7 protein-coding genes and 1 pseudogene are annotated in these 21,863 nt (G+C 63.6%); 3 read left to right on the forward strand and 5 right to left on the reverse strand.

Annotated elements, in window-relative coordinates; translation table 11 throughout:
- Positions 1-5: 5 nt before the first annotated feature.
- From ACK6AU_RS09510 to ACK6AU_RS09525, 4 genes and pseudogenes are all read right to left on the reverse strand, one after another.
- Complete coding sequence (locus ACK6AU_RS09510; RefSeq protein WP_409299003.1) at positions 6-1,355, reverse strand: hypothetical protein; 1,350 nt, start codon at positions 1,353-1,355, stop codon at positions 6-8.
- The gene (locus ACK6AU_RS09515; protein ID WP_409299005.1) at positions 1,352-7,738 is read right to left on the reverse strand and encodes an AAA domain-containing protein; all 6,387 of its coding nucleotides are present in this window, start codon (positions 7,736-7,738) and stop codon (positions 1,352-1,354) included. Before ACK6AU_RS09515 ends, ACK6AU_RS09510 begins: the two co-directional genes overlap by 4 nt.
- A 14-nt stretch (positions 7,739-7,752) precedes the next feature.
- A complete protein-coding gene (locus ACK6AU_RS09520) occupies positions 7,753-8,388 on the reverse strand; it encodes a 4Fe-4S single cluster domain-containing protein (RefSeq protein ID WP_185698795.1) in 636 nt (211 codons plus the stop codon).
- 2 nt (positions 8,389-8,390) lie between these two features.
- A pseudogene (locus ACK6AU_RS09525) lies at positions 8,391-10,264 on the reverse strand (AAA family ATPase).
- A gap of 278 nt (positions 10,265-10,542) precedes the next feature.
- Here ACK6AU_RS09525 and ACK6AU_RS09530 point away from each other — a divergent pair.
- A complete protein-coding gene (locus ACK6AU_RS09530) occupies positions 10,543-10,821 on the forward strand; it encodes a hypothetical protein (protein WP_409299007.1) in 279 nt (92 codons plus the stop codon).
- 278 nt (positions 10,822-11,099) lie between these two features.
- Here the strand turns inward: ACK6AU_RS09530 and ACK6AU_RS09535 are convergent, their stop codons facing one another.
- On the reverse strand, positions 11,100-11,690 hold the full coding sequence (locus ACK6AU_RS09535) for a DUF3238 domain-containing protein (RefSeq protein ID WP_409299009.1): 591 nt from the start codon (positions 11,688-11,690) through the stop codon (positions 11,100-11,102).
- A gap of 185 nt (positions 11,691-11,875) precedes the next feature.
- Here ACK6AU_RS09535 and ACK6AU_RS09540 point away from each other — a divergent pair, with 185 nt between their 5' ends.
- On the forward strand, positions 11,876-19,135 hold the full coding sequence (locus ACK6AU_RS09540) for a hypothetical protein (RefSeq protein ID WP_409299011.1): 7,260 nt from the start codon (positions 11,876-11,878) through the stop codon (positions 19,133-19,135).
- Positions 19,132-21,863 (forward strand): hypothetical protein (locus tag ACK6AU_RS09545; protein WP_409299013.1); only part of this gene is annotated, 2,732 nt, incomplete at its 3' end. The genes ACK6AU_RS09540 and ACK6AU_RS09545, both read left to right, overlap by 4 nt.

Here is a 21,863-nt window from a genome sequence, read left to right on the forward strand (position 1 = left end):
CGAGCTCAAAGCGTCCGCTGCTGGACGTTCGCCGCCTCTGGTTCCTCGCCCATGACCGTGGCTTCCTTGAGCGGCACCTCGCCCACCCCCAAGGCGCGTTCGATCAGCAGTTCGCCGCCGCCGTCCTTGAGCAGCGCTTGCAGGCGCTGGAATTCGTTGCACCAGATCGTCTCGATATCCCGATCGCGCCCCTTGTCCCGCTGTGGGTCGAGGGCCACCGCGCGCACCTGCAGGCGGCCGTTGTCGGCCTTGCCACCGACTTCGACGCCGTAACCTGGGGTGGCGCTCTTGCGCAGCACCACCTTGCCGGACTCGGCCCAGGCGGTGGCCATGCCTTCGCGAACCTCGTAGCCGAGCCGGGCCAGCCCCTCGAGCATGGCCTGACGCCGGGCCAGCGCAGCCTGGGCCTGTAGCACAGCGCTGAGCGCGGCCTCGCATTCGGACTTCAGCGCTTGCAGCAGCGCCAGGTCGCTGTGCTCGTGGCACTCGGCGACCTGGCGCAGCAGGGCCGCGTGATCGGCCGTGGCATGGGTATGGAGTTCGCTGGCCAGGTCCTGCACCTGGCCAAGCAGCTCGCGGCGCTGCTGGAAGTCACGCGTGGCCTCGGCCAGCTCGATCACCAGGCTGTCGAGCAACAGGTTGCGCTGTTGCGCCTGCTCCTGGGCTTCGGCCCGGGCCAGCCGTTGCAGGAACGGGGTCGCGGCTGGCGCGCCCTGGAGCAGTTGCAGTTCGGCGATATGCCGGTCGATGCGTTGCAGGCGCGGATCACGCTCGGCTGGCTGTTGCGCGGCGATCCACTGTTCGAGGCTGGCTTGGGGTGTCTCTTCGCGCAGTTGCCGGGCCAGTTCGCGTTGACGCTCGCTCAAGCTGTCCGTCTCGTCGACCCTGGCCAGCTGGCTGAAGCCCTGGGCCAGGACCTGCTGCGCATGGGCGAGGTCGGTGCCTTCGGCCAGGCGCGCCACGTCTTGCAACAGCTCGGGCGCAACCCCTGCCTGTGCGGCGCGCAGGGCGCCGAGCAGGGTCGCGGCATTTTCTTGCTGGCGGCGCTGGCGCTGGCGTTGCTCGGTCGCACGCAGCACCGCGCGTTCCTCGCGTTCTGTCTGGTCGCGGCGCAGGTACTCGATCTCGATCGGCACGGCTTTCTGCAATTGGGCGAACTGTTCCTGGTCGAGCAGGGCGCGCAGGCGCTCAGCGCGGGCGCGGGTGGCGTTGCGTTGTTCCTCGTTCAATTCGCCGAGCCTGGCGGCCTGGGCTTCCCAGCGGGCCATGGCCTGTTCCAGGCGCTGCAGGTGCCCCTCGCACAGGGCGATGATTTCTTCGCGGGTGACGATCCGCACAACCTTGGGACCACTCATGGGCAGATCTCCGTATCGCTGGAAGAGGCCGTGACCGGACCTGGCCGGGCGGACGGCAGTGCCCGTTCGATGGCCTCGCGCAGACGGGCGCGTTCGTTGTCGCCGTCGTGGTACCAGGCCTGGGACGACACCCGGTGGATATGCGGGATCGCCCGGCGCAGGACCGACGGGCGCCAGATCTCGCGGGCGCGGGCGCGTTCCAGCAAGGTGTGGCTAGGGGCGTCGCATTCGATGCCGATGGCGTAGGTGCCGGTACCGGGGTTTTCGATGGCGAAGTCCAGGCCGAAGGCGTCGCCCTCGCTGGCCGGCGCGGCCTGCCAACCCTGGGCCTGGAGGTATTGGCCGACGATCCTGGCGAAGCCGTCGCGCTCCTGGCCCTGGTCGCGTTGTAGGTTGCCGCGGTCGGTCTGCAGCCGGTCGAGCAGCTTGCCGGTGTAGGCGAACTCCCCGGCGCACAGCGCCCGTGCGTACTCCAGGTAGCCTTGCAGGTAGTCCCTGGGGCTGGCCGGCGCGCGGTGGGTATTGAGCATGTCGGAGATGTCGCCGATGGGCATCGAGGTGATCATCACCACCTTGTGCCGTGCGCGGGTGACCGCCACGTTCAGGCGCCGTTCGCCGCCGGTCTGGCCAAGCACGCCGAAGCTGCGGCGGAAGGTGCCCTGGCTGTTGCGGCCGAAGGTCGAGGAGAAGACGATCACGTCGCGCTCGTCACCCTGGACGTTCTCCACGTTCTTGACGAACACCGACATGTCCTCGCCGTCCTCGCTGCGTTCGCGCTCCTGGGCGTAGGCGCTGCGGAACACCTCGTCCTGGGCGGCGTGGACCTCCAGGTGTTCCTCGATCAGCTCGGCCTGCTTGCGGTTGAAGGTCACCACGCCGACCGAGGGGCGCTGCTCGTAGGGTTGGCGCCACAGCTCGGCCAGGTACTGCACGACACGCTCGGCTTCCTGGGCGTTGCTCTGGTTCTGGTACAGGCCTTCGACCTGGATCAGCTCCAGCGGCTTGACCCGTTCGATGCTGGCTTGTGGATGGCGCACGGGCACATTCAGGCGGTTGCCGTAGAACGAGGCATTGGAGAAGCCGATCAGCTCGCGGTAGGCGGAGCGATAGTGGATCTGCAACGTGGTGCTGGGCAGGGCATTGCGCGCCAGTTGCAGCAGGTCGGGGCAGTCCTTGATCTCCCGGCGGTTCCAGGTGTCTTCGAAGGCCTCGCGTTGCTCCTGGTCGGCTTCTGCGTCGGGCTCGTCGCCGTCGAACAGTTCGGCTTCGTCGCTTTCCACCCGGCTGGAGAAGAACGCCGTCGGCGGCATCTGCTTCTCGTCGCCGCTGACCACCGTGACCTGCCCGCGAAACAGGGTCGGCAGGGCGAACTCCACCGGCATCTGCGAGGCTTCGTCGTAGATTACGGTATCGAACAGGCCGGCCTTGAGCGGCAGCACGCGGCTGGCCACGTCCGGGTTCATCAGCCACACCGGGCGCAGGTTCATCAGCCCCAGCGGCGCGCCCAGCTCGATGAATTCGCGCAGGCGCCGCGAGCGCTTGCCGGTGAGCCGGGTCACGTCTTCCCATTGCTTGCGATTGCCCAGGCGCGAGGGATCGATGCCCTTGGCCAGCAGCTCGCGGTTGAGCTCGCGCATGCGGGTATCGGCCTGGGCCAGGCTGGCGACCTTGGCCTGGGTTTCGTCCTGGCCGTACAGCAACTCGGGGTGGGCTTGCTCGATGCGGTGCTTCCAGCCCAACCGCGCCTCGCGGTTCAGCAGGCGGCGCACGGCGGCTTCCAGTTGCTCGGGCGCCAGGGCGTCCAATGGCGCCTGGCGTTGGCGCAGCAGGGCCAGCAGCTCCAGCTCCTGCGGGCCCAGCAGGCTGGCTCGGCCACGGAACGCCTGGTAGGCGCCGAGGCAGGGCAGGGCTTGTTGCAGGCGGGCCAGGGGCAACTCGTTGCTCTGGTTGTGCTCGATAGCCTGTTGCAGTTGCCCCAGCAGTTCGGCGCCCAGCCAGTGGCCGAGCAGCTTGAGCTGGTCGAGGCTGGTCTGGCGTACGCCCTGGCGAATCAGCGAGGCGTCCAGGTCGCCGAGCAACGCTTCGAACTCGCGCTTGTCGCCGCTGAGCACCGCAGCGTCGGCCTGGCGGGCGCGGGGCGATTGGGCTAGGGCCTGGGCCAGGACCTGGATCTCCAGCAGCTGGCGGATGTCGAGGGTGACCGTCGCGCTCAGCTCCAGGCCGGCTTCGGGGGCGGGGGCGTCCAGTCCCAGCTCCCGTCGCAGGGCCGTGAGTTCGGCGCGCAGCGGGCGCCATTGGCGCTCTAGGTCGATGGCCGCGTGCAGTGCGGGCAGGACTTCCTCGACCCGGTTTTCACCCCGTTGCTGCAGGAACTCGCGCAGCCGGCCACGGCGCAGCAGGTGCACGGGGTTGATCCGCGACCACCAGGAACGGGCGGCCATGACCTTGGCGCAATCCTGGCCCAGGCTGCCGAGGCGCTTGTGGTCGATCAGCCCCAAGGCGGGCGACAGCGCCGCCTGGTAGCGATCTTCCGGCAACTGGCGCAGTTGCTGCTGCAGTTGTCGCAGCTCGTCGAGGATCGCCTCGCCACGGGCCACCGACTCATGCTCGCGCAGGCGGAACAGCGGTAGCCAGCGGGCCAGGCGCAGCCGCTGCTGCGGGTCCAGGTCGAGCAAGGTGGCGACGTGCGCCGCCATCCATGCGCGGTAGGGCGCGGGGTCGTCGATCTCGAAACTGGCCGGATGCGCTTGCAGCGTGGCCTGGCGATCGGCCTCGGCCTGGGCGAAGTCCCGCAGGTTGTCGTCGAAGGCTTGCAGGGTCGGGCGATCGGCGGCAAAGGCTTGCAGCTGCGCCAGGGGGCTGCCTTCGTAGCGTGCCGGCAACCACAGGCGAACCAGTGGTGCACAGCGCTCCTCCAGGCGGGTCAGGCTGGCGGGGTCCAGGGGCGCCAGGTGCTGGCGCAGGGCCGGGAATTCCAGGGGCGCGGGGCCATCTTCCAGTTCGATCAGCTCGCCCAGCAGGCGGCGATAGCTCAGGCCGCTGGCCGGGTCCGGGTGATGCAGGCTCTGGTGGTAGCGATCGAGTTCGCCCTCGAGGGCCTCGATCCGCGCCGCCGTCTGTTCACGCTGGCGCAACCAGCCCTGGCTGTCGCCGTCAGCGGCGAACAGGGCCTCCAACTGCTCGCGAATACTGCGGATGATCGGCTCGCGGTCGCGGTTGACGTCGTTGAGCATGACGATGCGCTGGCCAAGCCCTTCGGCCACCAGGCGTTTATGCACCACCTCCAGCGCCGCATGTTTCTGGCAGACGATGAGCAGGCTGCGCTGGCGGCCGATGGCGTCGGCCACCATGTTGACGATGGTCTGGCTCTTGCCCGTGCCGGGCGGCCCCTCCACCAGCAGGCCGGGGCCTTGCCGGGCCTGGAGCACTGCCGCTTCCTGGGACGGGTCGCTGGCCACGGTGAAATAGCGCTGCAGCTCCCCGGGATCGGCCGGTGGCTGTTCGTCCTCGCCATTCCTGAGGCGCAAGGCGGTCTCGAGGCCCGTGCCGTTGGGTGACAGCGACTTGAGCTGGCGCAGGTCCTCGCCAATGGCCTGGCCCATGAAGGTGACGTGGAACAGCACCGCCGCGCAGGCCAGTTCGTCCTGGTAGGGCGCGACCTCCACCGTGCTGGCCGGCAGGCTGGCGAAGGTGCGCGAGCGTACGCCGGCGAGCATGCCGAAGGCATCCATCACGTCGTTGGTGCGGATGGACGAACGGCCGAGCAGTTCATCGGCGGTCTTGCGCCAGAGTTTGCAGGTCTCGACGCCGAGCACGCTGTCCAGCGCGGGGTTCAGGCGCACCTCTTCGCGTTCGCCGTCGAAGGCCAGCCGCGCGTTGCCGCGCTGGCCCAGCTCCAGCAGCAGTTTCACCGGCCACAGCAGCAACGGGATGATCCGCGGGCGGGCGTTGCCGCGCGGATCGCGGCTGAGCAAGAAGGGGAAGCCCAGGTAGAGCCCGTCGATGCCGGTGTCGCGCTTGTACAACGCGCTCTGGCGGTACAGCGCATGCAGTCGGGCCTCGATCCGCGGATCGGCCTGGAAGCATTCCGGGTCGAGGTTCACCGCGCGCTCGTTGCGTTGCAGCAGGTGGTCGAGCAGGGCGGCGGCGGGACGGCGCTCGCTGTGCAGTTCGGCCAGGTCGACGCGGGCGGTGGTCTTGCCGATGTTCATGCGCACCAAAGGGCCGCGCATCACCGCGGTGACCACCTTTTTCTCGAAGAAGTCGAGGATCTGCGATACGTAGTGCTGCTTTTGCGGCTCCAGCCACTGGCTCTCGGGAATGGCCAGCAGCACCAGCACCTTGGCCAGGGGCATGCGCCGTTCCAGGCGGAACTGCTCGGCCCACTCATCCACCGCCGGCACGCCGCTGCGGGCGAAACCACGGATGCGCTCGTCGACGCTGCGGTACAGGTCCGGGCGCGGGTGCTCAAGCAGTGCGCTTGCTTGCTCGCTGTCGAACCAGCCGACCTCGGTGCGCTGGGCCAGCTCGGTGGCTTCCTGGATGATCGAGTCGACCGAGCGGAATTGCTCGATGGCAGCGCTGAGCAGCACGATCAGGTCTTCTTCGGCGATCACTCGCCGTTCCGACAGGTAGGCCAGGCCAGGATGCTCGGTATCCGGCAGCAGGCGCTGGCGCTCCTGCCACTGGGTGGCGAGCCTGGCGCGAGAGGTCGACAGCAGGTAGATGCGCAGGGTTTCCTCCACCAGTTCGACCTGTTGGTGCAGGGCGCGCTGGCGCACCTGCTCGGCGCGCAGCTTGAGGCGCGACAGCCAGTTGTCGGTCTGCAATTGCTCCAGCAGATCGGGAACCGAACCGCTGATCAGCCGGTAGCCTTCCAACGGGTGTTCGAGCAACCAGCCCGGGGTGACGATGTCGCCGCGATGGATCAGCGGCACTTGCGGATTGAGCAGCTTGAGCGCCAGCATCAGGCGGAAGTCGTCTTCCAGGCCGTCGTGCTGCACCACCTGGCGCAGGCCGGCGAGCAGCGAGGAGGGCAGGCCGAGCTGTTCGGCCCAGGTCACGATCACCCCGCGCAGCAGGTGGTCCAGGGCCTGGGCCCAGTGTTCGGCCTGGGCCGCGGCCAGGGCGAACACCCGGGGTTTGTGGTAGTGGCGCTGGCCCAGCTGCAAGGTGGCGCCTTCGCCGTCGTCGCGCTCCTGGAACGACGAGGCCGGCGCCGCGACCGGATGGCCACCGAGCCAGGCCTCGACCTCGGGCCACTGCCAGCGCTGGTGCCGGTCCCGGGCCAGCAGTCCGCGCAGCAACAGGTTGAGCCCCGGGTCCAGGTCATCGGGGATCGGCACCCCGTTGGCCAGTACATGAATAAGGAAGGCATTGGCATGGATGCCTTCGAAACAGGCGCCCTGGGTCAACTGTTCGAGCAGGATCATCCCCAGGCTCCACCAGTCCGAGGCCGCGGCTACCCCGCCGGCGATGGCTTCCGGGGCCATGTAGCGGCTGGTTTCCAGGGGCGACACGATATCCAGGTCGAACTCCGACAGGCGCGCCGAGCCGAAGCCGCTGATCACCAGGTCCAGCGGCTCGCGGGTGCGCACCAGCAGGCTGGCCGGGCGCAGGTCGCGATGGCGCAGCCCGGCTTCGTTGAAGGCATGCAGCGCCTGGCCCAGTTCCCGGACCACATGGCGCACGCTGTCGGTGTCGCGAATGATGCTGCCCAGGTCCGCCAGGGTGCCGCCGCTGAGCTCTTCGATGACCTCGTAGGCCCGGCCGTCCCAGCGTCCGGTGGCGATGATCTCGGGCACATGCGCACGGGGCAGGCGGCGGATCACGTCGTAGATCGCCGGGTCGGGTTCGGCGCCGGGGCGGTAGAGCGTCAACACCGCCTGGAGTGGCGTTGCCTGGTGGCTGGCCAGGTAGCGTTCGCGCACACCGTCGGTGCTGCTGATCTGGCGGATCAGCGCCCAGCCGTCGATCAGGGTCTGGCTGGCGCTGGCCGGGTCGCCTCCGGCATCAGGGAGTGCCGGCCCAGGCGTCGCGTTGCCAGGAACCTGGTCCTGGTCTTGGGCCGGAGACGCGTCGCACTCCAGGCACATCAAGTCGCCTGGCTCCATGGCATGGCCGTTGCTGCAAACCAGGCCCGGCGCGATGGTCTCGGGCTGGGCCGGGGCCTCTGGCGGCGGGCTGTCCTGGCCTGGGCCGTGCTGGGGCATCGGGTCTTGGGGCATGGCGTCTTGGGTGACGATGACCTGGGGCCGCCAGCCGTCGGCGCGCAGCGGTTCGCCGGCCAGGTCCCAGTTGCAGGGGTGCTGGTCGACGGTGCCTTCGCAGAACAGCTCCTGGAGCGGGCGTTCGGTCTGGCAGTTGGGGCAGAAGCGAATCATCGGGAGAATTCCATTCAGTGGCGGTGCGCACTGGTCTGTATTTGGTGGCCTTGCTCCTGCAGCAGGTCGCGCAGATGCAGCAGGTCGTCACGTCGGGGGATGCCGGCCATCCAGACACTGCCGTTGACGTCGAACATCAGGTCCAGGGCCTTGTCGGCGGCTTCCAGGGGACGCTCATAGGACGCCAGGCGCGCATGGCCGAGGGGCGTGAGCAGGGTCAGGCGCTGGTTGTCGCTGCCGCGCAGCGCCAGGGATTGTTCGAGGCGTTCTTCGTAGGGGTCGCTGATCAGGCCGTCGATCAGGCCCTCGGCCTTGCGTAACTGGGGTTGCAGGCGCTCCAGCGGATAGCCGCTGTAGACCAGGATGTCCACAGGGCTGAGGCGGCGCAGCCCTTGGAGTAAAAGCAGCAGGGCCTCGAACTGATCGAAAGGTTCGCCGCCGGACAGGGTGATGCCGTCGGCTTCGCGCAGCCAGGGCGCCAGTTGCGTGAGCAGCTGGTCGATGTCCAGGCGCCGCTGGCCTGGCCCCCAGGTGTCGGCGGAAATGCACCCTGGGCAGCGGATGCTGCAGCCCTGGAACCAGATGCCCAGGCGCCGCCCGGGGCCCAGGGTGGTGACCGGGAAATGCACCCGCGACAGGCTCAGCTGCATTTTCAGCGGCGTTCCATGAGCAGCCCGCCAGCGTCTAGCGCGGTGATCGAGAAACGCTCGCCCGGCTGCGCATCCTGGTCGAACAGGGCCCGGGACAATGGATTGAGCAGGCGCGCCTCGAGCTGGTTGCGAATGCCCCGGCCGCCATTGGACAGGTCATGCAGGCACAGCGTGCGCAGGCCTTGGCGGGCCTGGGGGCTCAGTTCGACGAACAACGCCTGTTGCTGTTGCAGGTCCTTGAAGGTGGTGTCGACCATCTGCTCGAAGATCTGGATCGCCACATCCTCGCGGATGAAGTCGAAGACGATGATGTTCTCGCCAATGCGGTTGAGGATCTCCGGGCGGTTCAGCACCAACTTGAAGTAGCGCTCGATCTCGCTGTGGACCTTCTCCTGCATCTGTTCGAAGGGTTCGCCGGGCAGCACGTTGGCGACGCGCTCGCCGTTGTCGCCCTGGCGATAGATGCCCAGGTTGGAAGTGAACACGATCAGCGCCTCGGAGAAGTACACACGGTCACCGCGCCCGGAGGTGAGCACGCCGTCATCGAGGATCTGCAGGAATTTATCGAGGATGCGCGGGTGGGCCTTCTCGATTTCGTCGAACAGCACCACGCTGAAGGGTTTTTCGCGGATGGCGTTGGTCAGCTCGCCGCCCACGTCGTAGCCGACATAACCGGGCGGCGCGCCGATCAGGCGCTGGTCGGCGTGTTCGGCACTGAACTCCGACATGTCGAAGCGGATATAGGCGCTTTCATCGCCGAACAGCAAGCTGGTGATGGTCTTGGCCAGTTCGGTCTTGCCCACGCCCGTGGGACCGGCGAGGAAGGCCACGCCCCGGGGCCGGTTGCCCTTGCGGCTGGCGCCGACCCCGGTCATCGCCCGCTTGACGATGTCGAGCATGTGGGTCACCGCATGATCCTGGCCCTTGACCCGCTGGTGCACTCGTTCATTGGCCTGGCGGATCTGCTGGCGGTCGATGCGCAGCCAGGGATCTTCGGTGACCCCGATCTTGTAGCGGCGCACGGCATCGGCGATCTGTTCCATGGCCACGCCCTCGACCCTTGCCAGTTGGGCGATGGCGCTCAGATCGAGCAGCAGCAGGCCTTCGGTATTCTGCACGAAGGCATCCACCGCCTCGCGTGTGCTGTCCTCGCTGGCTTCCTGGCTGCCGGCCAGGCTCTTGAGCAGGGCCGGGGCCAGGGCACGGCGGGTCAGCTGGTCGGGCCGGGATACCGGAATGTGGCGCAGCCGCGGGTTGTCCACCAGCAGCCAGTCGGGCAGGTCGCCTTCCTTTTCCACGAGCCACAGCAAGGTATTGAAGAAGGGTTTGCGCAGCTCCGGCAGTGGCCGGCTGCGGGCCTGGTGGGAGTGCACCAGGGCCTGGGTGAACAGCTGGTGTTCGGCGGCGCTGAGGGAATCGTTGCGCACCACCAGGCGTGAAGCGAAGTCGATGACCAGGGCAATCGGCGGGCCGGCGCGATTCACCAGGCGCTGCACGGTGGCGGCCAAGAGATCGGGGCCTGCCGGGGCGGCGCCATCCACCGGGGTCAGGCCCAGCTCCTTGAGCAGGGTCTGGCCCGCTGCGGGATCGCTGTCCGCCTTGCCGATGGCGCGCATGCCGGTCACCGGGTCCCACGTCAGTACATGGGCGTAGCCGGCCGCGAGCAGGGTGTCGCCGAGGGCCTGGTTGAAGCTCAGGGCCGTGACCGTGCCGGGGGCCACCTCGCTGGCCTGCAAGTCGCGGATGTTGCCGGACAGGACAAACTGGCTCTTGAGTGGCAGGAAGCGGACCAGGTCCCGCATCCAACGTGGGCTTTCAAACGGTGTATTCCCTGACATGTTTCAGCTCGTAACCTTGGGCGGTGGTGGCAGGGTATTGCCCCATGCTCAGGTTTTCCAGCTTCGGGTTAGGAAATTTCCTGTTGCTTGTGGTGTGCCGAGCGGTGGCTGGCAGGTTTGGCTGGCCAAGCCTGGGAACGAGTGGCCAGTTCTTGAAGTGGCTTCAGAGGCTGTCGGGGTCGCCAAAGAACATTTTGACAGGACTCTAGGACAATATTTTTAGGAAGAAAAATTTCCAATATGCCCCCAATTTTGCTCCCCCTACTGCATAAAGTTTACGAGCGATCGCGAGTGGCATTTTCTGGTAGAGACCAAGATGGATTCAGATGGTTTTCAGTGTAACTTCTCATCGGATCTGGAGGGGGAAGATGCAGGGCTCATCAAGGACAAGCTAATCCGCTCTCGGTCGAGAGCTGCAACTCCGATCGGCTGTGTTCGACCCAATATTTCCATCCGCGTAATTGGTTTGCTGGGCTTGGAGGTGTCTACGAAACCAGGGGCGATTCAGGAGTACCGCGATGACGACCAGGAACTCGATTCCGATTTGAAGGCGCGACTGGCGAAGGCGCGGTCATTGATGGATTGTTTCGCGTGATTTGAGCGAGGAGGGCACCGATCGTCTTGCTGGAACTGTAACCTTGCGTCGCGCCGAGTGTTGTAATCGACTAGAAGGCTGCAAAAATAAGTGTTTCTGTCCCCTTGATGGAGCCCGCTCACGGACGATCAACGCATCAACGCATCAATGCAATATGGAACCCCGCAGATTCGAGCTAGCAGGATAGAGCTTTCTACATACATCTCCGCAAGTTGAATAATCTCCAGCCAAGTTCAAGCAATTTTCCGGGCGCAATCTCGAGTTCGACCATCAGATCGTCATAGTGTATTCCAGGCGATCTTTATACTTTGATCGCCTGTACCTCCCAGGGCAGATGGGTCTTCACCCTGTTTTACGGCATCCCACTCGTAGACCGTTTTGCCATTGATCTGCAGCGTGTAGTTGGGAAATCCGTCATGTACGCCGTCGACACTGAACTGCACGCCACCAGCGGCCTTGCGCAGACCGACAATGATCGTGGCATCGATATGGGGTGCCACGGACATCATCGGATTGCCACCGTCGACGATGAATTTCACGGCATGGCTGGCACCTTCGAGTGGAGTCCAGACCACATTCAGGTTGTCTGCTGTTCGCGCTAGGGTGGCTGTTCCAGTTGGCTGTGCACCCGGGCGCAGAGAGCGAAACCAGTCCGGTTTTCCGGGAATAGTCGATACATCACCACTGGCGTATTCGCGCGTGGTGCCCCAAGCCAACTCTGGAAGTTTCAACGAAGTCGGGCCCGCCTGATCCAAGTCCAACGTCGCATTCGGGCTGCACTTGGTACCGCCATTAAAGGCATATGTAAGGTAGTAGACGGCTTCGCTGGGGATGCCGATGGTTAGTTTTACAGAGATGTTGTTGGCCACGGAACATTCCTTTGGAGCTGATACGTTCAGGAAATGTAGCCAGAAAAAATTTGTTTGCTTGCATAGCGCGAAAGAAAACGACGACTAGCCTATCGCTATCAATGCAGCGTCTGTTCCAGCAAACAGTCGAGGCGCCCGAACACGCCGTTCTTTGGCGATTTCCCGGGCTCACAGGGAGGTGGACAATGTCTGACCGATTTCTGGCGTTTCGTTGTTTCGGTACGTTCTCATGGCCGCCATTGAGGTCGGTCAAGCCCGACGAACCGGCGGTGAAGGGGGTGGTCGAGATTCATTACGTTCTCGATGCCAAGAAGGCCGCAATGGTGGGATGCGCGCGCTGGGTACACAAGGACGCCTGGAAGCCGGATCTGGAATTCGCGGACTCACTCACCAACATTCAACCTATGCCGAAGAGCTCTGATGCTGCCAAGGCCGTGTTGAAACATGCCGCCGACAAGACTCTTGCGTGGCGTTTCGATCAATCGGGTGTCGTGCTGGCGTTCGAAGGCGCGCAGGTCTTCGAGCAGTATGCTGTGTGCAAAGACCAGGCAGGGGCATTTCATCAGGAACTGGACCTGCGGGTTCCTGTGGTTCGAGAGCATTTTCCTTCCGGTTCTACGAGTCACTACAAGAGCCGGGTACTGATAGGTCAGGACAGCAATCCTCTTTTGCGGTTCGACCTGGCGCTACCTCTGCTGTCCCCCCAGGATGATGAGCAGTTCAAGGCGGAACGAGCGTTTGTCGCGTTTTCCGCGTTGTATAGCCCCCGGGTGGCCGTGTCCAGTTTCACAGCGATTGCGCAACCATTGCTCGTGGAAAACATGGAGTTCGGTCGCCAGGACCGCTCGACCGGTAGTGTTGGAGAGAACGGCATTTCATTCAGCTCGTTGCGACCACCTTCGATGAAGGCTATTGGCCGATTCGGCTTCGCGTGGGACACCTGGCCTAAAACCAGGAACATAGAGTCCTGGGTCGCCATTAGAAAGCCGGATTATTGGCCTTCTGCGAAATCGATCCTGGGGCATTTGCTACCCGCCTTGGGGGTGCGTACACCCCCCGATAGTGCTGCTTTCGACGTTCGTTTCGAAGAAGGCGAAATCGGGCCGCTGTTGCCCGCGCCCGGCATTGCGATCAGAAGTTCAGGGAACGGTGGCCACCTCGGTTATCGCATCGAACAACGTTTTGCCTTGAACTCCCAGCTTCCATCTACAAATAACGACAAAGCTGCAGATATCCGGCTAAGGAGCAGACTTATCGAGCTGCGTGCTGAAGGCATGGATGGTACGTGGCTCAGCTTTGGCAAACAGTTGCATATCACCGTGGTCCTTACCGGGACAGTCACTGATGTCTGGAGCGAAAAGCACGAAATTTCCGTGCAAGCGAGCATTGGCGGTATCGCGGAGTACAACGCTAACGATTTGGGGAAGGTGAGTGGCAACTTTGCCCCCAGAACTCAGGGCACGGGCTTTCTTGAACTGATCCATGCCTCCATTTCCTCCATGAACCGTGCACGGTTTTCGCTGCACCAACTGGTGCCGGACCAGCCTCAGTCGAGCCTCCCAAAACTTGAAGAGGCGTCCCCGTCAAGTAATGGGCTGATGCATTTCGGGCTGTACGCCAGGCGCCGGAGCGGTTTCCTGTCCAATAGCAGGCTTGAACTCGACGAGAAACCGTGGATCTGGTCGGCGATGCTAGCGAATCCCGAAGACACGAGCGTCTTCAATGACCGCGTAAAGGCCGAGAAGCAGACGCGTATACCATTGCAGGTCAGTTGGCCTTCATTGCATCGGCAACCCATGCCGTTGGGATGCTACCTGGTTCATGAAACGGACGTTGAGGGAGACAACCTTCGCGGTATCTGTTTGAAGCTGGTACAAACCGAACCCCTCGCCGACACAATGCCCCTCACCGCCGTATTGGGTGGCCTGGAACTGGTCCACCACAAGCCCGTTTTCGTCGATTCGACCTCGATCCGTATACGTCTGCGCGATGATCCGGGCGTCAGCGGCACTCCCGCAATGCTGGGTATCAAGGTGGCCTTGATCCTCGCTGTGGCGAGGGTCGATCCGCTGGCCGTGGACGTTCTGCGGGGGGACCGCAGCGGGCGTGCCCAGCCATTGCTGTACCGCGAGCCCGGTGCCACGGCCGGCAGCGGCCAATACCTGCTCAAGTGTACCGAAGAAGTTCGCGGCGATCGCCAATGGCGCCTGCAGGCCAATCTGGATGAAGACATCCAGAGCAACTCGGGGGTGCAGAAGAGCCTGCTGATCGGCGAGCAACCCTTCACCATCCAGCGTTTTTATTCCATGCCGCTGGAAATGCTCGGAGGCGAGGACAGCGCGACCATCGCCAGCTACGACAGCGACGACCGGGGTTGGAGGTTCAGGCAGTCCACCGGGCTCTATCACTACGTGCTGCCCCCGCAGGTCATTGGCGAAAGCATGGACAAGCCGCGCCGGCTCGAACTGCAGGATACCGACGTCGGGACAGAACTCACCGCCAACGAGTTCGTTCGCCCGTTCGATGCAGGCCAGGACCCGACGGTCACCCGGTCACACCGGCGCGCCGTCGAATTCCGCCTGACGCCCGCCGCCCACCTGTGGATCCAGCCGGCGGATGTGGAGCGTAACTACGTGCTGCCGGAGTGGGCCGCGGGCGATCTGTTCAACCAGCGCGGCGAGCTGGGTCTGGGTTGCGCGCTGACCTCGCTGCATGGGGAGTTCCTTTATGGCCTCGCCTTCGGCGTGACGCCGAGACTGGAGCAAGGCACAGCGCGACGCACCCGGGTCGCGGAAATCGAGGCACTGACCGGGCGTCCGGTGCCCCTCTACGAAGAGCGCGATCAAGACCGCTGGAACCTGCTGCACAAGGCGATGCAGACACGCCCGCAGCGCCTTGAACTGTGGGCGGACGATCCTACGCAGCAAATGCAGTTCGCGCCGGTGCGCTTCAGCGCTGGCGCGCGCTTCGCCTTGCGCACGACGGCGCTGCACCGGGCCGCCGTGGCAGCGCTGGAGGCACCGGTCGACGCGGACACAGTGCCGGGTTCGCCAACCCAGGAAACGCCCGACCTGTCGCCGCGCCTGCACCCGAACGGATTGTCCGGGGGCGCGTTGTGGCCGATCGAATCAGCCAACGTGCTGCGGCTGGTTCTGGCCCAGCCACGAGCCAGCGGCGGCTCGATCGAAACCATCGCCTTGTCGCCCCTCGGTGGCGATGCCGACCAGACGGTCAAGTTCAACAACAACCGCGTGTCGATCATCAGCGAGACCCGCGGCGGTTTTGTCCAGCGCCAGAAGGTCGAGGTGCTCGGGCGCATCGCGGTGTTCTGGCACCGTGCCAAGCATGTGGTGGTGTACGAACGCACGGTCAACCCTTCGGCACAGTTCACCCCGGAAGGCGGGTTGGGAACCCGGACCCGCCGGCCGGTGCTGCGCAAGATCAGCGAATACATTGAGATCCTCGAGCCAGAGCGGCAGTATCCGGACATGCCCACTGCCGCCGCGCACACCAGCAGCTTCCTGCGGGCATTGCGCTTCAACAAGCGGATCATTCCGGTGGACAGCTTCTGGGCCGAGGACGTGGGCACCAGTGGCTGGATCGTCCCGCTGTGGAGCCGCCATGCCGCCAGGCAGCGGCCGCAGGTCTATGCGATGCCTGACATCGCTTTCGTCACCGCCGCCGAAGGCGATGGCGACAATCCCCTGGCTGCCCAGGAGTGCCTCAATCCCGACAACCTGTACTTCTTTGCCGATACCACCCCGGAGCAGACCGACGATACCAACGCCTGGGCCGTGCGTCGGGGCATCGACTACGCCGACCTGCCTCCGCCACGGAACGCTGACGCCACGATCAAGGTGCCGACAGGCTTTGCCCGATTCACCTGGCGTCTGGCACCGGCGACGCAACGCACCACGATCAATGCCGGACGGGCCGACAAACCGGTGTATGTCGGACTGGAAACACTGACCTTCATGCGTGCCGGGCGTCAGGAAAGCCCACTGAACCTGCCGGAGAACGCTACGCGGATACTGCTGGATAAGCTGCCCACCGCCCTGAAGCAAGGCGACCTTACCCAGGAATTGTTCGAAGGGGTACTGAGTAAGGGGAGAGTGGTTACGGGGCCGTTGAGGGAGTTGTCCAGCTGCCTGGCGAACGTTGGCGATCTGCCGGCGAAACGTCCGACGGATGCTGCGGAACGGGACGCCCTGAAGGCGCGCCTGGTTGCGTTGGGTGCTGCGGCAACACAGGATGCCATCGCCCAAAGTGGCATTGAGCAGCACTTCGATAAACTGAAAACCGGTTGCGACAAAGTCTTCAAGGCTCTTGACTCGCAATTCGTACAACTGGACGGTTCGGTACCTTCGCCCTGCGCCGCCTTGCAGCAGAACCTCGGCAGCGCAATCACAGCCAGGCGCATGGCCATGGTTCAGGAACTGGATGCCTGGCGGCAGGAACAGATTCAGATGCTGTCCCACACGTTACCCGACGAGTTCTCCCTGCGTAGCGACTTTGACGCGTACCTGCAGAGGGAACTGAAAAAGTTGCTGCTGCCCCTTTTCGAATCGGCCACGGTAGAACTGGGCAAGCTGCGGCGCGGTATCGAAATCACCCGGCTTACCGTCAACGAGGCCATAGCTGCCGGGCATGACGGGTTTGACCGGGCACGCGCCGAACTCGATGCCCTGAGTAAGACCATCGACCAGGCCAAACCTTGGTCAGCCAGCCGAGGGCAAGACCTGGAGCAACAGATCGCCTGTGCGCTGACGCGCACAAGCGAGGTGCTTCGGGGAGAACTCAACAGTGCCCGGCAGCGTCTGTCCGTGGAGCTCGACGACTTTGCCCAGCGTATCGGGGCGGTCGCTACCCGGGTGATCGAACAGACTCTCAAGGGGGCCATGCAACTGCAACTGTTCGCCCGGTTCCTGGCAAGCGTGAAGAGCGTATTGCCTGACGCAGCCGTCGTGACCGCATACGTGGTAAACGTCGAAAACGTACTGCTGAAAATCGAGACGACGCCCGAGCGGGTCGAGGCGCTCAAACCGATCCGCAACACATTGAAGTCGATTGGCGACGGGCTGGATAACACCAGGAAGTGGTTCGGGGAGCTTGCTGTACAGGGCGCACTGCTCTCGCAAGAGACAGTGATAATCGCCGGCCAACTGGTGGATACGCGGGAGCGTCTGAAAACGGGGGCGAACACCCTGAGCGACGATCTGAAGAAGGCGGTTTCCGACGTCGGCGATGATTTGCTCCAGGCGTTCGACACAGCGCTGGCCTCGGTGTCGATTTCCGTTCCGGCCGAGGTCGAGAGATTGCTTACGGTATTTCCGCAGGCAGAGAAGTGGGCCGACCATCTGTTCGAGCAGGCCAGGATTTCCCTTGATGACGCCGAGCAATGGCTTACAGGCCAGACCAGGCCATTGAATGAGGAGCTCGAAAAGGTTATCGAGACAACCCTTGGAAAAGTGAAGGAGGCGGAGAACGCTTTAGGCAGCAAAGTGCTGGTAGAGCAACTGGTCAAGGGCCTACTGGGTTTGCCGGCAGTAGTTCTGGTTCTGGACCGTGTGGGACCTCCGGTGTTCGATGCCGCGCAAACGATCGAGCATCGTCGTAAAGCGGCCATCGATCTGATTGACAGTTGCATCGACGAACTGATCAGCAGTCTGGACAATGCGGCGGCGCTGCTCGGGGGCGTCAATGAAAAGGTTCTGAACGCTTGCCAAAGCGTGGCTAGCGGAATCACTGGATTGAGGGATCGACTTGTCCAGAAAACTGCAGACATATTGCAGCCACTCAAAGAGTGTCTGAAAAAGGCAGAGACAGAACTGTTCGAAAGCCGCGTCCTCGACCACATGCTGGATGATGACGAACAGTACAAGACACTGCTGAATCAGGTCGAGACCTTCGGCCACGACGTCCGCGGCCTGTGCAACGACCTCGCCGCAACCCGCAACCTGGTCGAAGGCTACGGCGACCGAGTGATCGACGCCGTCGGCCGCCTGGGTGAGGGCGGCCTGCTGGCTGCCCCCAACAACATCCTGCGGGCCATGGCAGCCTTTGGCTCCACCCCTGACTTGCCCAACCTGGATTTCTCGCGCCTGAACTCACCGTACTTCTTCGGCTGGGTCGAGGACCGGGTGGACATGCCGCAGATCGATGCCTGGTTCGGTCGACTGGGGGATGATCTCAAGGCACTGGGCCTGGACATGCAGATCGACGGACTCGGTGAGCGCCTGATCCCGGTCGACCTGTCGAAGCAGGACATCGGCAAGGTCCTGCAGAACCTGGCAGGGCTCGACCTGCGCAAACTCCTGCCCGGCTACATGCTACCGGCCGCGGCCAAGGATGCCATCCGCGTCACCCATGAGTTCGACAAGAAGAACCTGCGAGCCTGGGTCCAGGTCGATGTCGACCTGCCATTGCCTGAGCGTCGCTCTCTGTTCAGCGTCGGGCCGGTGTCCCTGGACCTGCTCAACACGAGGATCTCTGCGGTTGTACGCCTGGAGGCCTCGAAGGACAGCGCCGAAGTCGAGCAAAGCGGCACTGCGACGCTGTTGACCGACTTCGATGCAGTGGTGGCCGGTACATCCATGGTCACGCTGAGCCAAGTGGCCGTGCGTTTCGACAAGAGCAGCGGCCTCAAGGTCGATTTCGACCCGCGCCAGATCCGTCTCAATCCAAGCTTCCAGTTCATTCAGAACACCTTCCAGTCGATCTTTGGCGACGAGATCGGCGGGCTCAAGATCATCAAGGACAACGGCATTCCCGTCGGAGTGGAACACCTGTTCGCGCTGCCCCCGATGGGCATGATGTTCGGCACCAGCGGGGTGCAGAACATCCAGATCAGCAACGCTTTCCGCCTGCTGGCGTTTCCCGATTTTCTCATCAGCAACAGCTTCGCCCTGGCCCGCGCCGACCTGCCGTTCCTGTTCTCGGTATTCATCATCGGCGGCAGTGGCTGGCTCACCGTCGACCTGAACTACCGGCCGTTCAAGAACGAGCTGGCAGTAGTGGTGGACGCGGCGGCTGGCGGCTCGGGCTCGCTGGGGTTTTCCTTCTGCGGCGTATCGGGAACGGTTTCGATTTCGCTCAACGTCGCGCTGACCTATCGCAAGTTGATCGGCCAGCCCGGCGGCGGGCTGACCGTATCGATGGTGGTGGTCATCGTCGGCGTGGTCGATGTCCTGCGGATCGCCAGCGCCTACCTCTCGGTGACCCTGCGCCTGAGTTACCAGGACAACGGCGATATCGATGCGACCGGGACCTTCAGGGTGAGCATTCGGATTTCGCGATTCTTCACCGTGAGTGCCGGGGGGCAGGTGCGCTATCGCATGACCGGGGGGCGCAAGGAGGTCACGAGCAGCAGCGAAAGCCAGGTGCGTTCCGAGAGCCTTGAGAAGGCCCGAAAACTGATTGATGGACAGGGGAGGCTGAAAGGATGAAGCGGACCATCATCTGCATGACCGAGGAAGAGCTCCAGGGATTCCAGGACGAACAACAGCGCGGGTTTTCAGTTCGGCTCGCGTTCAAGGCCGAGACGGAGGAAGGAGAAACGGAGGAACAGGCTCGACAGGCGTACCAAGCGTTCTTCGATATGCTGAAGGACGGAGGCTTGAAGTTTCGTGCCTATACCGTCGTTGATGGCCAGCCTCCCCAGGCGATTGCGGACCTTCAGCCATCCGGCGTGACCACGGCTCTTCTTGATGATTTCAGGCGCTGGTTCGAGAGCCCCGGCCAAGCCGCAGCCAACCTCAATGCACCAGGCTTTTGGGCCCTGCGCAATCCGTATATCAATGGCATCGATAACACCGCGAGTCTCGATGCCCATGCCGTGCTGGTGGGCGCATCCAGTTGGGTCGCTCCGGTCCCGCAGTGCCTGGGGCTCGCGTACGTCCTGCACATCGATTACGCAGGTAGTGAGGATGTGGCATTCCTGCCTTTTATCGGTGACGCTCTTTCACCTGGCGACACCGAAGGTCGGCTCGAGGCGAATGATGTGGAATTTTCCTATGCATCGGGGATAGCGGATTACTGCATTTCGAACCGCGCTCACCGCCCGGCGATGGGTGACATGCTGATCGATCCGGAGACGGGTTTCGTCAACTTCGGGAAAGATGATTCTGAACAGGCTGGCTATCGAGCGCTGGCAAGGCTCGAGCAGCGGGCCGGATCGCTGTTCACCGGCTTCTTCGCGGTCAGCGAGGTGCAATGGAAGGATGAACCCTCGCCGGTGCAGAAGGTGCGTCGCGAGTCCTGGCGTGCCCTGGCCTCGCTGGCCACCAGCCTGGACACCCTACTGCTGGCGCTGATGATGCCTCACGTTGGGCACACGGCGGACAGTCCACGGGAGGGGGGCTTGCTCGGACCATTTCTCAATGTGTTGATTGAGGGCTTGAAAAAGGACGGCATGTCCGCCGACACCCCTCGCTCTGTGCTGCGCAAGGCCATTCGAGGAGGTATTCAGCAAAACCTGATATCGGTTGACATGAAAGCCTATATCGATGTGTTGCTGGACATCTGCCGGCCGCAAGGTGGACAGGGGACATCATCGTTTGCCGCTACTGACTCGATGCTGTATCGATTACTGCAGGCCTGCGTCCAACCGGCTGTGCAGAAATGGAAAGAACTGGAGGCACTCCCGCTTGAGAAGCTCAGTGCCGAATTGGCACCCCTGCAGGACGCGGTTCTCAGTGAAAACGGTTTTGAATCGACAGTGCTGCGCCTGTTGCACCAGATTCGCAAGACAGTTTCCGATAGTCTCAAGCAGCACGTCGATGGTGACCCGGAAAAGGCCCTGAAGGTTTACGATCAGGCAGTGCTGGATTTCGAAGGACTGCTGAACACAGGACTCAACGGCGCCGATGCCGCCCGTCAATCGGTAGGCAAGCTGATCTGTGACACGGTGCTGTATCAGTCGAAAGCGACTACCCAGACGCTGGAAAAAGCAGCCGAAGGGCTTGAGTTCTGGAATTGGCGGCTGGGCGGCCGTGGAACCGGGCCGAAGCCGGACGCCACACAATCAATGCTCGATTGTCTGGCGTTCATCCCCGCTCCCGAAGATTTTTTCACAGACCTCCCCAAGGGGCAGCCCACGGAACTTCCGGCAGATAAGGAGGCATTGGCGGCTCTAGCGTTGGTCAGCGAACATATGCAGAGGACCGTGCAGCGAGAACTGTTCGTTCCGGCCAGTACCCGCTTTTCCCCTGACCTCGCTCCCGGTCCCCTGGCGATTCCGCTCACCGTTGACCCGGTGGTCGATGACTTGGAGCAGGACGAATTTTCCGCCGCCTTTTCCGGTATGGCGCTGGCCCTGCGGCGCACCTTCGATGGCGCGACGTACACCCCGTGGGCGTACGCCAACCTCGCCGATTTCCATCATCCGGCCTGCCCGTCACCTGCGGCGCTTGCCGAGATGATCACCGTGCAGGCGGTGCCGACGACCATCAACGATGGCCGCCGGTCCTTGTTCCTGCACTATGATGGGCTACCGCTGGCGTGCAGCGCTTTCGACGAAAGCCTGCCGGGCGCTGGCTTCGATCCCCTGGGCAGGGCGTTTTTCGGTACGGACTATCCAGCGACGCCGAAGAACGGTTTCCAACCGTTGCCAATGCTTGCCTACGGGGCGCGGTATGAGGTCTGCGCCCATGTCGTCGGGCGTAGTGGAAGCTTGCCGAGGGGCATGCAGGGTCGCGCCCCCTGGTTGCCCGCAGCGAAGATCGAGGTCGACGGTAAACCGAAACTGAGTCTGACGTATTCGCGCCGCACTGCGATTGGTCGCACGACCATCAACGACAGTGAAACTGTCCAACGCCTCGGCGTGATCCCAGCAGGCCTGCAACCCTTGTCGGCGGACTATCCACGACTGGGCCTGCACAGTGATGCAAGTCTGCCGCTGGATCTGTTCCGCCAGGTGGATGGCAGTGGTGCGTTGCATTTCGATGCGACTCAATCGTCCAGAGAAATTTATCTGGAAGATTTCCGCTACTCGGGGCCGGACGGCGGCAAGTTGACGCTGAGTATTTACCATGGGGCCACCCTCCAAACAGTTCCGGCAGTGCCGGTCTCGGGTACATCCGCGAAGAAGGCACTGTCGATTGTGCTGGCGGGCAACACGTTCCAAATCGATTTCGAAGGTGAAAAAATCAGCTTCGCGAAGGAGCCCGGGGTCGA

The organism is Pseudomonas sp. KCJK8993, assembly GCF_046230915.1.
Classification (GTDB): Bacteria; Pseudomonadota; Gammaproteobacteria; order Pseudomonadales; family Pseudomonadaceae; genus Aquipseudomonas; species Aquipseudomonas piscis.

Bases quoted from the DNA above. Each gene is read 5' to 3' on its own strand.
- ACK6AU_RS09510 (WP_409299003.1), bottom strand. From the start codon at position 1,355: ATGAGTGGTCCCAAGGTTGTGCGGATCGTCACCCGCGAAGAAATCATC.
- ACK6AU_RS09515 (WP_409299005.1), bottom strand. From the start codon at position 7,738: ATGATTCGCTTCTGCCCCAACTGCCAGACCGAACGCCCGCTCCAGGAG.
- ACK6AU_RS09520 (WP_185698795.1), bottom strand. From the start codon at position 8,388: ATGCAGCTGAGCCTGTCGCGGGTGCATTTCCCGGTCACCACCCTGGGC.
- ACK6AU_RS09530 (WP_409299007.1), top strand. From the start codon at position 10,543: ATGGATTCAGATGGTTTTCAGTGTAACTTCTCATCGGATCTGGAGGGG.
- ACK6AU_RS09540 (WP_409299011.1), top strand. From the start codon at position 11,876: ATGTCTGACCGATTTCTGGCGTTTCGTTGTTTCGGTACGTTCTCATGG.